Consider the following 12826-nt stretch of genomic DNA (forward strand, 5'->3'; position numbering starts at 1 on the left):
CTTCTTCGGTGGCTTCAATAATCCTAGTTGGAGACGAGGGTTCCCAGTTCGGCGCCGAGAATGGCGGCCGTCACGTTGCCGTGCGGAGCCATCCCGAACACCCGCATGGGCATGCTGTTGTCCATGCACAGGCTGAAGGCCGTCGAGTCGACGACCTTGAGGCCGCGCTGGAGCGCATCCTGGTAGGTGATGCTGTGGATCTTGTGTGCGTCGGGGTTGGTGCGCGGGTCGTCTGAGTAGACACCGTCGACGCCGTTCTTGGCGACCAGGACGACCTCGGCACCGATTTCAAGGGCACGCTGCGCGGCCACGGTGTCCGTGGAGAAGTAGGGCAGTCCGGCGCCGGCGCCGAAGATGACGACGCGGCCCTTTTCCAAGTGACGCTCGGCGCGTCGCGGGATGTACGGCTCGGCGACCTGGGTCATGGCGATGGCGGATTGCACGCGGGTCTCCGCTCCGGCCTGTTCCAGGAAGTCCTGCAGGGCGAGGGCGTTCATGACGGTGCCCAGCATGCCCATGTAGTCGGCGCGGCCTCGGTCCATGCCGCGCTGGGAGAGTTCGGCGCCGCGGAAGAAGTTGCCGCCGCCGACGACGATCGCGATCTCGACGCTCTTGGCGGCCTCGGCGATTTCCCGGGCCAGGCTGCTGATGACGTCGGGGTTGACACCGAGGCTTCCGGCCCCGAATGCTTCGCCCGACAGTTTGAGGAGGACTCTGCGCTTGGTACCTGTATCTGACATGCCCGTGAGCGTCCTTCCGTTGTGGATCGTGATTCTAAAACTACCGGTTGAGCACCGGTGGGCTATACCCCTGCTGCGGCCCACCTGGAGCCGGGCAGAGAAGAAGGAGACCGGATTGCCGAGGCGATCCGATCTCCTTCTGTCTCATGCTGCCTTACTGGTTACTGCTGTGCCGGTTGCGGCGGAGCTGGTTACGCGCCGACCTTGAACCGGGCGAAGCCGGTGACGGTCAGACCCGCGTCAGCGAGCACCTTCGCCACGGACAGCTTGTTGTCCTTGGCATAGTCCTGCTCGAGAAGTGCGACCTGCTTGAAGTACGCGTTGACGCGGCCTTCAACGATCTTGGGCAGCGCGGCGGCCGGCTTGCCCTCGTTCTCGGAGATCTCGGTGACGATGCGACGCTCGGCCTCGACGGCTTCTGCGGGGACGTCTTCGCGAGCCAGGTATTCCGGGTTCGCGAACGAGATGTGCTGGGCGATGCTGCGCGCGGTTGCGGCATCCTCACCGGTGTAGCCGAGAACGACACCGACCTGCGGGGGCAGGTCCTTGCTGGTCTTGTGCAGGTAGATCTCGAAGTTGTCACCGGTGACGGCTGCGACGCGGCGAAGTTCGAACTTCTCACCGATGATCGCGGCTTCGCCGTTGATGAGGTCTCCGACGGTCTGGCCATCCGCCGGAGCGGCAAGCGCCTCGGGGACGTTGGTGGCGCCGGCAGCGGAAACCGCGTCCAGAACCTTCTCGGAAAGAGCGCCGAACTTCTCGCCCTTGGCGACGAAGTCGGTCTCGCAGGCGAGCTCGAGCAGGTAAGCGGTGTTTCCGATCACCTTGGCGGCCACGAGGCCCTCAGAGGTGGAACGGTCGGCGCGCTTTGCGTTGCCCTTTGCACCCTTGAGACGCAGGATCTCAACCGCGCGCTCGATGTCGCCATCGGCTTCGACGAGTGCGTTCTTAGTGTCGACCATGCCGGTGCCGAGGCGCTCGCGCAGGATCTTGACGGATTCGAGGTTGAAGTTTGCCATACCTGTTGTCCTTACTTGGTGTCGGCTACGGGAGCGTCGGCTGCAACCTCTTCGGTTGCGGCTTCGGCCGCTGCGGGCTCTGCTGCTGCGGGTGCCTCTTCTGCAACCTGCTCGGTGGCGACGGTTTCGTCGGCGACCTTCTCGGTGTCAGCGGAGGACTGCTCGGGCGTGGTCTCGGCCGGAGCTGCGAGCAGCTCGGCTTCCCACGCGGCGAGGGGCTCAACTTCGGCGCCCTCTTCCGGCTTCTGGTGACGCTGGATGAGGCCCTCGGCCGCGGCGTCGGCGATGATGCGGGTGAGCAGGCCAACGGAGCGGATGGCGTCGTCGTTACCCGGGATCGGGTACTGAACGTCGTCGGGGTCGCAGTTGGTGTCGAGGATCGCGATGACGGGGATGCCGAGCTTGCGCGCCTCGTCGATGGCGAGGTGCTCCTTGTTGGTGTCGACAACCCAGAGCGCGGACGGCGTCTTGGTCAGGTTGCGGATTCCGCCGAGGCTCTTGTGCAGCTTGACGAGCTCGCGCTTCTTGATGAGCATTTCCTTCTTCGTGAAGCCGCTCTTGGCGGTGTCCTCGAAGTCGAGCTCTTCGAGCTCTTTCATGCGGGCCAGACGCTTGGAAACGGTCTGGAAGTTGGTGAGAAGGCCACCGAGCCAGCGCTGGTTGACGTAGGGCTGGCCGACTCGCGTCGCCTGCTCCGAAATCGATTCCTGCGCCTGCTTCTTGGTGCCGACGAAGAGGATGGTGCCGCCGTGGGCGACGGTCTCCTTGACGAAGTCATAGGCCTTGTCAACGAACCCGAGCGACTGCTGCAGGTCGATGATGTAGATGCCGGAACGCTCGGTGAAGATGAAGCGCTTCATCTTCGGGTTCCAACGGCGGGTCTGGTGCCCGAAGTGCACGCCGCTGTCGAGCAGCTGGCGAATGGTTACGACGGCCATGAGCCGTACTCCTTATCCGACGTTTCTGCACAGCAGAAAACGCCCATCGGTTTGTGTCGTGATCGGATGATCACTACTCCTGGTGCCCGGCGCACAACCGCCCGACTTCGTGAAAAGTCAGGACCGAGTGGATGTGTTGGCCGAATGGGCACGCGTAGTCAGCGCACAAAGCGCTGCTCAGAGAACTCTAGCACCCGGCCGACCCCGGCCGCGCACCAACGCGCTCCCCCGCAGCCACTCCTCCACAGCCGGTTCTTTCACACGTTTGGCACAGCCGGGCCCGCGGCCCGCCTCCCGACCTCGCCGTCGTCCGATGGTGGAGCCATGACAGCGACAGGACGCCCCGACAAACGCCTCGCCTCCACCCGTTCTCCCCTGCACAGGTTCCGGTCTCGCCGGCGCCCGGCGCAGGCTCTGTTCCGTCTCGCGGCGCTGCCGGTCTGTGCCATCGCGGCCGCACTACTCACCGGCGCACCAAGCCTGTCCGACTCGCCGGCGCCGGCGTTGGCCTCTGCGCCGGTGCCTGTCGTTGCGGAGCACAGTGCCGCGGCATCAGTTGCGGTTCCCGTGTCGGCGACACTCGGTGCTGCCCTGCCCGGACAGGCGGCGCCGGCCGGATGGGCCTGGCCCGTCGGACCACCACGGGAGCTGACGCGTCCCTTCGAGGCGCCGACCAGCCGGTATGCGGCCGGGCACCGCGGTATCGACCTCGTGGCCGGTGAAGGCCACCCGGTTCGCTCCCCCGCCGACGGGGTGGTCACCTTCGCGGGCACGGTCGTGGACCGGCCCGTTCTGTCAATCCAGCACGGTGAGGACCTGGTGTCCAGCTTCGAGCCGGTCACGGCCACGGTGAGCGAGGGTGATCGGGTGCTGGCCGGGCAGGTCGTGGGCGTCGTGGCGACGGGTTCGCACTGCACCGCGCGCTGTGTGCACTTCGGGGTGCGCCGGCACGGTCAGTACATTTCGCCGATGCTCTTTCTCGGCGGGCTGGCGCGCGCGATACTGCTGCCACTCCCGCCGACCGGCCCGGTGCCGATCCCGGCCCGCTGACGCCCGCACTCTCACGGAGTGGCGTCAGGCGCGGGGGTGCGCGAGCCGGTAGCTCTGCTGCAGTCTCTCCGCCGAAACGTGGGTGTAAATCTGGGTCGTGCCGAGGCTGGCATGGCCGAGCATCTCCTGCACCGCGCGCAGGTCGGCTCCACCGTCGAGCAGGTGCGTGGCCGCCGTATGGCGCAGGGCGTGCGGACCTGCCGGACCGGTGCCGGGCATCGACTCAAGCAGGGCCGCGACCAGGCGGTACACGGCGCGCACCCCGAGGCGCTGCCGGTGGCTGCCGAGGAACAGGGCGGACGGGTCGGCCCCGGCGGCCCGCCGAACGGCCATCGTGCCCCCCGTCGCCTCTGACCGCGTCGTCTCGGCCGGAACCGCGGCGGCCAGCACCGGACGTGCCGCCCGCAGGTACCGCACGATGGCGCTCTGCGCCGGCACGCCGAACGGCACAACGCGTTCCTTGTCGCCCTTGCCGGTGACGCGCACCGTCAGGCGGGACAGGTCGACGTCCCCCACATCGAGTCCGACGAGTTCGGAGACCCGCAGGCCGGACGCATAGAGCAGTTCGATGATGGCCAGGTCACGCACGGCTCCCGGGTCGTCGGCGCCCGCGGCGGCCTCGAGGCGGTCGAGCAGTTCCTGCATCTGGCTGCGATTGATCACCCGCGGCAGGGTGCGGCCAGGTTTCGGCGAACGCAGCCGCACGGCGGGGTCGCTGGGCAGCACGCCGTCCCGGGTGAGCCAGGCGGTGAACCCGCGCGCCGAGGCGGAGCGCCGGGCGATGGTGGCCCGCGCCAGTCCGGCCTGCGTTCCCGTCCACAGCCAGTCGCGCAGGAGTTCCAGGGTCAGGCCGTCGACGGTGTCCACCGCCCGATCTTCGGCGAAGGTGGCCAACCCGGCCAGGTCGGCGCAATACGCGCGCACCGTGTTCACGGAGAAACCGCGTTCGGTCGCGAGATAGCGGGCGAAGCCGTCGATCGCCGGGTCGAGATGCATGCCTCCAGCATCTCGCGCGCCGGGCGGGATGCCGGCACCGACGCGGGAATCGCCGTCATTCGCCCGCTCTCCCGCACGGCGCCCACTCACGGTGATCCTCCCCCGGTCTCGGCTACCCGGCCGGCTGTGCGACGTGTCGGGAGAACGCCGCCAGCCGGTCTGTCGGGCTGAGCGCCTCCATCCGGTCGAGGTAGGCCGGACCGAAACGGGTGACCACGTCGAACGCGCCCAGGGGAACATTCGAGTGCACCACCTGGTCGGCATAGACGTGCACAAGGTTGATCGACTGGCCACCGCCGACACCGGTGAGCTGGCGTGGCGGGGCTGCCGCGTCGATCGTGTAGCAGGTGGCCGCGGCGACGGACACCGGGATCCCGGCGAACAGTCCCGTGGTGGCGTGGTGCAGGTGACCGCCGAGGATCGCGCGTACATCGCTTCCCACCAACACCTCGGCCAGCGCCGTCTGGTCGCGCAGTTCCAGGATGGTCATCAGCGGCAGGGCCGTGGGTACCGGTGGGTGGTGCAGGGCGAGCAGGGAACCGTGTTCGGCGGGTTCGCTGAGCACGTCGCGCAGCCAGGCGAGTTGGTCGGCGGTGACCTCGCCGTGGTGGTACCCGGGCACGCTGGTGTCCAAGGAGATCACTCTCAGTCCGTTGACGTCGACGACCCTGTCGACGGGCCCGTCGTGGGCCTCGACACGCAGGAGTTCGGTGCGGAACGCCGCCCGTTCATCGTGGTTGCCCATCACCCAGACCAGTGCAGCGCCCATCCGCTCTGCGGACGCCTCGACGATGTCGCGCACCCGGCGGTACGCATCCGCCTCGCCTCGGTCGGCGATGTCTCCGGTGAAGACGAGGGCGTCGATGGCCAGGCCGGAGGCTTCCAGCTGCGCCATCGCGCGATGCACTGTGCTGTCGGTGTCGACGGCGTCGTACAGCAACCGCCCGGATCCGTCCGCGCCCGTGCCGAGGAAGTGAGTGTCGCTGAGGTGCACGATGAGGTGGGAGGCCGGCCGGTACTGGCCCATCTGTACAGTGTCTGTTCCGGTCATGAGCTACCCCTCGCTGATCCGACGGACTGAATCGACGCCCTCGGTGTGACGCGCCGTCAGGAACACCCTAGGGCGTAGCGCCGACAACGACTCCGAGGAGATCCCGGGTACTGCGACACCGGCTGTCACCTCGGATATCGGCGCGCCGACTCCCGACGCCTGCGGGGCCGGCGCAGTACGGCACGGTTAGATGGTGCCATCTGTTCACACTGTTCTTGGGGGTCCTGTTGGTTTCGAAACGCTATGCCTGTGTTCTGGTTGCGCTCACACTCTCTCTCGTGACGGGCTGTTCTCAGGCTGACGAAACCCTCGCGGTACCGGACACCAGTGAGGCGCCAGCCGCGGAGGCCGGCCCCGAGGCGGACGATCTCGCGCCCCTCGCCCTCACCGTCGCGGACCTGCCGTCCGGTGGCTGGAGCCTGGAGCCGTCCAGCAGCACCGACTCAGAGGATGCGGAAGTCTCCACCGACAAGTCAACAGGGGACCTGTGTGCACTGGACTTCGCGAGTGCCTTGTCCATTGACGAAGCCGACAACCTCAACGGACACACCTTCACGCGGGAGACACTCGATCAGACCCTGAGTACCGGGGTGTTCATTGTCGAAGACGGTGAACAGGTCATAGCGGACTTGAGCTCAGAGCTAGCCTCCTGCACCGAACCCCTGGCAACGACGGAAAACGGTCGAGACACGCTGATAGAGATCGACGAATTAGTAGGCGGCGAGGCCGCCATCGAGGGTGATTCCCTGGCCTGCCGCCAGATAAAAATGACCTTCGGGTATAACGCGTTCGCCGGCTCGATCTGTTTCGTCGCCGACGGTGACCTGGTCGTGTCGACGATGACCACCGGACCGTCCATGTCCCCCGTCCAGGCCGAAGAGTTCGCCCAGCTCACCAACGCCGCCACCCAGAAGGCCTTTGCAGCCCGGTAGTCCAGGCCCAGACCTGCGCGGAGCACAACTGTTGCCGCTCCGGACAAGTGCGCCCGGTGTGCCGGGCACATGTGTCCGGACGGGGAACAGTTAGGCCGGCGACTCAGGTGACCCTGACCCAGCCGGTCGCTCGTTCCCGCACCGAGCCCTCGAGGTCGAGGGTGCCCAGCGCCCCGAGCACCGCCACTGTCGACAGTCCGGAGCGCCGGGCAATGTCGGCGGCTACGCGAGGCGCCCGCACGCTGAGCGCATCGAATACCCGCACCTGATCGCTCGTGCGTTCCCGCGGCACGGTTCCCTCAGCATCCCGGCCGGCCGTCCCGGGCACGTCCAGCTCCAAATCCACGCCCAGGCCGATGAGCTCGGCCATATCGGCGGCGCTGGTGACGCAGATGGCGTCGTAGTCCCGCAGTAAGCGGTGACAGCCGGCCGAGGTGGGCGAGGTGACCGGGCCGGGAACAGCGCCGAGCGGGCGTCCGAGCGCTGCCGCGTGCCCGGCCGTATTGAGCGATCCGGAGCGCCAGCCCGCTTCGAGCACCACGGTGGCCGCACTCGAAGCGGCAATCAGCCGGTTGCGTTGCAGGAACCGCCATTTGGTGGGCGGCGCCCCACAGGGAAGCTCGGACAGCACGGCGCCGGCCTCGACGATGCGGGTGAGTAGGGCGTCGTGTCCGCTGGGGTAAAAGCGGTCAACTCCCCCGGCCAGAAAAGCGACGGTCGCTCCGTTGCTGGCCAGCGCCGACCGATGTGCCATTCCGTCGATCCCGTAGGCCGCCCCCGACACAATAGCGAGTCCCCGGTCGACCAATCCCGCCGCCGCCTCCATCGCCACGTGTTCTCCGTACCCTGTCGCAGCGCGAGCGCCGACCAGGGCAATGGAGTGGCGGAGCGCCGCCAGGGCATCCGGTTGACCCCGCCACCACAGGGCGAGCGGGGCGTGCCGGCCCAGGTCGTCGACAGCGCGGGGCCAGAGCGGGTCGTTGGGCAGGAGCAGTGCCGTTCCCGTGCGCCGGGCCTGCTGCAGCGACCGGATCACCTCGGTCGACGACAATCGTGGTCGCCATCGGGCGAGTGCCTGCTCCAGCTCCGGGCGGAGTCCGGAAGGATCACTCGCCTCGTGCTCGCCGACGGAGTCCGTGAGCGTGCCGGCCAGTCGGTCCGGGGGCCACGCCTCCACCACCGAGCGAAGGGCCGCCGCCGCGCCGAGCAGGCCCACCACGGCGCCGGCGACCCCGTCCCCCGGTTCGGCGATCGTGGTCCAGGCCGCTCGGGCGAATACCTCCCCAAGGTCGGAGAGCCGCGCAGAAGTGAGCTCGGCATCGGCGGGCCGGGCATCCGCCGGCTGCTCCTCACCGGGTGCGGCGGCGGCCGGGCGAACGCCGGCGGTGAGCGAGGTCACCACCGCCTCGTCGATTCCGAACAGTGTCATGACGCCATTCCCTTCCGCAGGTACAGGGCCTGCCCCACTTCGTCTGGCCCGGGTCTGGCGACTCCGGTCAAATCCGCGACAGACCACGCCACCCGGAGTATCCGGTCGTAGCCGCGCATGGTGATCCCACCCCTCTCGAGGGCCCGGTCGAGCATCGCCGTGACCGGGGCGCCCAACCGTCTCTCGGAACTGCGCAGCCAGGGTCCTGACACCTGCGAGTTCACCGTCCAGGGCGTTCCGGCCAGCCGCTCTGCCGCGGTTTCCCGCGCGGCCAGAACGCGGCTGCGGGCCACCGCGCTGGACAACCGGCCGCCGTCGGCCGAGATGCGTAATTGCGCTGCGGTCACCCGGGTCACGGTGAGTTGGATGTCGATGCGGTCCAACAGCGGGCCGGAGATGCGGGCGAGATAACGGCGCCGCGCGTTCGGCGGACAGCTGCATTCCTGATCGCCGGCGCCGTATTGGCCGCACGGGCACGGGTTCGCGGCCAGCACCAGCTGAAATCTGGCGGGAAAATGGGCGATGGCGTTCGCCCGGTGGATGCTGATCCGACCGGATTCCAGGGGCTGTCTGAGAGCGTCGAGCACCGCACCGGAGAACTCAGGTGCCTCATCCAGGAAGAGCACCCCGTGGGACGCCCGCGCCGCCGCACCCGGCCGGATCTGCCCGCTGCCGCCGCCGACCATCGCGGCCGCCGTGATGGTGTGGTGTGGCGACTCCAACGGGGGCCTGGTGATCAACGAACGCCCCACCGGACGGCCGCTCAGCGACCGCAGCGAGCTCACCTCCAGAGACGCGGCCGGGCCAAGGTCGGGCAGCAGCCCCGGCAGACGGGCCGCGAGCATGGTCTTGCCCGCGCCTGGCGGCCCGAGCATGAAGAGATGGTGACCGCCGGCCGCAGCCACCTGCAGGGCCAGGATGGCCTCGTCGTTGCCGACGACGTCGAGCAGGTCGAGGCTCTCGTCGGCCGGGTCGTCCTCAACGGGAGCACGCAGCACCTCCACCTCCTGGGGCTCCAACCTCGCGCCGTGCCAGATCAGCGCGTCACGGAGCGACGCCACCCCCACCACCCGGATCCCCGGGACCAGGGCCGCCTCCTCGGCGTTGCCGGCCGGGACCATCACCGTGCGGTGCCCGAGCCGCGCCGCGGCGATCACCGCCGGCAGCATGCCGGGCGTCGGCCGCAAGCGCCCGTCCAGGGCGAGCTCACCGATGTGCACCACAGCGCCCACCGACGCGGCCGGCACCACCCCGTCCGCGGCCAGACAGGCCACCGCGATGGCGAGGTCGAAGCCGGAGCCGTGCTTGCGCAGGGCGGCGGGCGAGAGGTTCACGGTGAGCCGGTGCCCGTTCAGCGCACAGCCGGAATTCTTGGCCGCGGCGCGCACCCGTTCGGCGGCCTCGGCCAGGGCCGCGTCCGGCAGCCCGATCAGCCGCATCCCCGGCAATTGGCTGGAGATGTCGGCCTCGACCTCGACGAGCGACCCGGCGAGGCCGATCAGGGCGACGGAGTGGGTGCGGGCCAGGCCCATCAGAACACACCCTCGAGGTGTTCGACACTCGGTGCGTGGCCCGGGCGGGCGATCACCGCGATGGCGTCAATACGGATGTGTCGCGCCCTCGGCTCGAATTGTGCGCACCAGGCCCCGGCCAGCCGGCGCAGCCTGGCCAGCTTGGCCACCGTGATGGCCTCGAACGGATGCCCGTATCCGGTGCCTGAGCGGGTCTTCACCTCGACGAACACAATGTCGCCATCCTTGGCGACGATCAGGTCTATCTCACCCTGCCCGCACCGCCAATTGCGCTCCACCACCGTGTACCCCGCCCGCGCCAGGTACTCCGCGGCGCAGTCTTCGCCGCGCCGGCCCAAATCGTCTTTGCGTGCCACGAGCACCTCCGCGACCAGCATGCGAGGACCGGTCTCGGACGCGAGACGGCGGTGTCGAGCCTGTGCACACACAGCGCAGCCCGCCCCCTGTGGAGGAGCGGGCTCTCGGTGTTCGGCTGATCCGGATTGAACCGACCGGACTAAACGGTGTCGGAGCGCCCCTCCGCCTGCATTTCCCTGGAGGCCTGCGCGAGCTCCTTGTCGAGCTCCTTCGCGTCGACCTTCAGCTCCTTCTGGAGGTGCTTCTGCGCCACGAGGCCCGCCTTGCGGAATTCCTCGTCGAGCCGGTCCTTGCCCACGACGATGAGCGCGGCCTCGCCGGAATCGAGCAGCTCGCCGAGTTCCTTGATGTCACCACGGTCCAGGCTCCGCCAGAAGTGCCCAACAACGCTGCCGGCTGCTCCGCCGACGATGGCGCTGCCGATGATCGCCGGGGGGAACAACAGGCCGACAACAGCGCCGGCGGCCACGCCGGTCCAGCCGGCATGTTTGCTGGTCTTGCGGTGAACCTGCACCGAGCCATCGGCCTCCTTGGTGGCGACGGCGGCGTCGTAGGTTCCGATCACCTTGGTGGAGTGCAGTTCACGCACAACCTCGAGGTCGGACTCGGCCGTTGCCGCGTTGGGGTACACACCGAGATAGAGGAAGACGGATTCGTCGGACATGGAAACTCCTTATTTCACGTGGGATTTCGGAAATGGGTCGCTGTCGCAAGGGACGGTACCCAGCCCCGTCCGGGTGTCAACCGCGCAGGGCAGCCGGCGCGACCGTAGGCTGATGCCATGATCTCCGACCGCCTGACCGACCTGTCGATGCGAGCCATGAACGCCGTACACCGCACGCTGCTGGTGCTCTCCCGAGGCCGGCTGGGCTGGAAAATCGGGCCGATGCCCGTCGTGGAACTGCACACACTCGGACGGAAGACCGGCGAGCGACGCTCCACGATGCTCACCGCCCCGATCCACGAGCCGAACCGGGTGGTGCTGATCGCGTCGAAGGGCGGCGACGACCGCAACCCGTTCTGGTACCTCAACCTGGTCGCCCACCCCGAGGTGGAACTCACCGAGAACGGGGTCACCCGCCCGATGCGGGCCCGCACGGCCACCGCGACGGAGAAGGCGGCGCTGTGGCCGGCGATCGTGCGCGCCTATTCGGGCTACGCCGGTTACCAGCAGAAGACCCGTCGGGACATTCCCGTCGTCATCTGCGAGCCGCGCACCCCCTGAGTCGGGATCCGGGCGCAGGGTCAGCGGGTCAGCCGGGTGAGCTCCACGTCGTGTCCGGCGAAGGCGGCATCCGTCGCCCGCAGAACCCGCAACACGTTGGCGCCGGCCAGGGCGGCCAGCTCGGCAGCGGTCCAGCCTCGCCGGGCGAGCTCGAGCAGCAGCGCCGGGTAACCGTCGACGCCCTCGAGGCCCTCGGGGAACTCGTCGGTGCCGTCGAAGTCCCCGCCTAGCCCGATGTGGCGGATGCCGGCGACGTCGCGCGCGTACTCGACGTGATCGGCTACCTGCGCCACGGTCACCCGGGGTGCGGGCGTGCTCCGGTCGCCGCCGAACCAGCCGGCATACTCCGCCGAGACGAACTGCGGCACAAAGGTGACCATCAGCACGCCGCCGTTGTCGGCCAGGCGCGCGAGCACATCGTCAGGCACGTTGCGTGGGTCGGCCGTGACGGCGGAGCAGGAGCTGTGGCTGAAGATCACCGGGGCGCTCGTGACGTCGAGGGCCGCGTGCGCAGTCGCCGGGGAGACGTGCGAGAGGTCAACGAGCATGCCCAACCGGTTGAGTTCCCGGATGTACTCGACACCGCGCGGGCTCAGGCCGTTGTGCACCGGTTCGTCGGTGCCGGAGTCGGCCCAACTCGTGTTGTGCACGTGAGTGAGGGTGAGGTAGCGCACGCCGAGCCTGGCCAGCATCCGCAGCACGGCGGGAGAATCGTTGAGCGAGTGGGCACCCTCGGCGCCCAACAGCGAGGCAACCCGGCCGCTGGCACGAGCGGCCTCCACATCGGCCGCACTCGTGGCGATCACGAAGGTCTGCGGATACCGGGCGGCGAGTCTGTACACCCAGTCCACCTGCTCCAGGGTGCCCTGCACGGCGTCGGCTCCGTCGAGGGTGTCTTCCACGTACACCGACCAGAATTGACCGCCCACCCGGCCGGCTCGGAGCCGGTCGATATCGGTGTCAGTGGCCAGGGCGCCGTCGAGACCCTCGACGGAGTAGTCCCGGTTCTCGCGACACTCCCAAGCCCAGTCGTTGTGCCCGTCAATGAGCGGAGCCAGGTCCAGGGCCGCGGCCACCGTGGCCAGGGCGTTAGCGCTGGACGCGTCAACACTGGACGGGGCCCTGCTGGACGGGGCGCTGCTGGACGGGGCGGTGCCAAAAGGGACCGCGCTAGACGAGTCGGTGCGAGCTGTCATCCGCACACGCTAGCAGCCACACGGCGGGCCGGCGCGGCTACTCGTCGAGCGCGAGTTCCTTGGGAAGTTCGAACTCCTTCGACGCCAGTTCCTCCACGTTGACGTCCTTGAACGTCAGCACTCGCACCGACTTCACAAAACGGTCGGAGCGGTAGACATCCCAGACCCAGACATCCTTCATCGTCAGTTCGAAGTAGAAGTCGTGTTCGGTGTCGCGGCGCACGAGTTCAACCTCGTTGGCGAGGTAGAAGCGGCGCTCAGTCTCGACGACGTACTGGAACTGCCCCACAACGTCTCGATACTCGCGGTATAGGGCCAACTCGACCTCGCGGTCGTAGTCCTCGAACTCATCTTCTTCCAT

General features: G+C 68.4%; 14 protein-coding genes. 3 read left to right on the forward strand and 11 right to left on the reverse strand.

Annotated features, from left to right (window positions below; translation table 11 throughout):
- Positions 1–23: 23 nt before the first annotated feature.
- The 3 genes from pyrH to rpsB form a co-directional block, all read right to left on the reverse strand.
- Positions 24–740 (reverse strand): UMP kinase, encoded by a 717-nt coding sequence (gene pyrH, locus E3O60_RS14915; RefSeq protein WP_088456458.1) that lies wholly within the window; start codon positions 738–740, stop codon positions 24–26.
- 191 nt (positions 741–931) lie between these two features.
- Positions 932–1759: a translation elongation factor Ts gene (tsf, locus tag E3O60_RS14920; RefSeq protein WP_088456459.1), complete on the reverse strand. Its 828-nt coding sequence runs from the start codon at positions 1757–1759 to the stop codon at positions 932–934.
- An 11-nt stretch (positions 1760–1770) separates the two neighbouring features.
- Positions 1771–2697, reverse strand: a complete 927-nt coding sequence (gene rpsB / locus E3O60_RS14925; protein WP_088456460.1) for a 30S ribosomal protein S2 — start codon at positions 2695–2697, stop codon at positions 1771–1773.
- A 324-nt stretch (positions 2698–3021) separates the two neighbouring features.
- On the opposite strand from rpsB, the gene E3O60_RS14930 reads away from it, so the two are divergent.
- Complete coding sequence (locus tag E3O60_RS14930; RefSeq protein WP_134498492.1) at positions 3022–3747, forward strand: M23 family metallopeptidase; 726 nt, start codon at positions 3022–3024, stop codon at positions 3745–3747.
- A gap of 24 nt (positions 3748–3771) precedes the next feature.
- On the opposite strand, the gene E3O60_RS14935 is transcribed toward E3O60_RS14930, so the two are convergent.
- Together E3O60_RS14935 and E3O60_RS14940 are read right to left on the reverse strand one after the other, a co-directional pair.
- Complete coding sequence (locus tag E3O60_RS14935) at positions 3772–4743, reverse strand: tyrosine recombinase XerC (RefSeq protein WP_088456462.1); 972 nt, start codon at positions 4741–4743, stop codon at positions 3772–3774.
- Between the two features lie 112 nt (positions 4744–4855).
- Positions 4856–5794 (reverse strand): phosphodiesterase, encoded by a 939-nt coding sequence (locus tag E3O60_RS14940; protein WP_088456463.1) that lies wholly within the window; start codon positions 5792–5794, stop codon positions 4856–4858.
- A 215-nt stretch (positions 5795–6009) separates the two neighbouring features.
- Here E3O60_RS14940 and E3O60_RS14945 point away from each other — a divergent pair, with 215 nt between their 5' ends.
- On the forward strand, positions 6010–6726 hold the full coding sequence (locus tag E3O60_RS14945; protein ID WP_134498494.1) for a hypothetical protein: 717 nt from the start codon (positions 6010–6012) through the stop codon (positions 6724–6726).
- Between the two features lie 103 nt (positions 6727–6829).
- Here the strand turns inward: E3O60_RS14945 and dprA are convergent, their stop codons facing one another.
- The 4 genes from dprA to E3O60_RS14965 all read right to left on the reverse strand — a co-directional run bounded on the left by dprA (position 6830) and on the right by E3O60_RS14965 (position 10708).
- Positions 6830–8155 (reverse strand): DNA-processing protein DprA, encoded by a 1326-nt coding sequence (gene dprA / locus E3O60_RS14950; protein ID WP_088456465.1) that lies wholly within the window; start codon positions 8153–8155, stop codon positions 6830–6832.
- Complete coding sequence (locus E3O60_RS14955; protein ID WP_134498496.1) at positions 8152–9687, reverse strand: YifB family Mg chelatase-like AAA ATPase; 1536 nt, start codon at positions 9685–9687, stop codon at positions 8152–8154. The genes dprA and E3O60_RS14955 overlap by 4 nt, the downstream gene beginning before the upstream one ends.
- Positions 9687–10043, reverse strand: a complete 357-nt coding sequence (locus E3O60_RS14960) for a YraN family protein (RefSeq protein ID WP_103479632.1) — start codon at positions 10041–10043, stop codon at positions 9687–9689. Before E3O60_RS14960 ends, E3O60_RS14955 begins: the two co-directional genes overlap by 1 nt.
- A gap of 140 nt (positions 10044–10183) precedes the next feature.
- Positions 10184–10708, reverse strand: coding sequence for a DUF1269 domain-containing protein (locus E3O60_RS14965; protein ID WP_088456467.1), 525 nt, complete (start codon positions 10706–10708; stop codon positions 10184–10186).
- A 117-nt stretch (positions 10709–10825) separates the two neighbouring features.
- Between E3O60_RS14965 and E3O60_RS14970 the strand changes: the two genes are divergently transcribed.
- On the forward strand, positions 10826–11269 hold the full coding sequence (locus tag E3O60_RS14970; protein WP_088456468.1) for a nitroreductase/quinone reductase family protein: 444 nt from the start codon (positions 10826–10828) through the stop codon (positions 11267–11269).
- Positions 11270–11289: 20 nt separating this feature from the next.
- Here E3O60_RS14970 and E3O60_RS14975 read toward each other — a convergent pair whose 3' ends face one another.
- Complete coding sequence (locus E3O60_RS14975; protein WP_134498498.1) at positions 11290–12465, reverse strand: dipeptidase; 1176 nt, start codon at positions 12463–12465, stop codon at positions 11290–11292.
- A gap of 37 nt (positions 12466–12502) precedes the next feature.
- Complete coding sequence (locus E3O60_RS14980) at positions 12503–12826, reverse strand: DUF2469 family protein (protein WP_066596196.1); 324 nt, start codon at positions 12824–12826, stop codon at positions 12503–12505.

Origin of the sequence: Cryobacterium sp. TMB1-7 (assembly GCF_004402435.1) — a bacterium.
Lineage (GTDB): Bacteria > Actinomycetota > Actinomycetes > Actinomycetales > Microbacteriaceae > Cryobacterium > Cryobacterium zongtaii.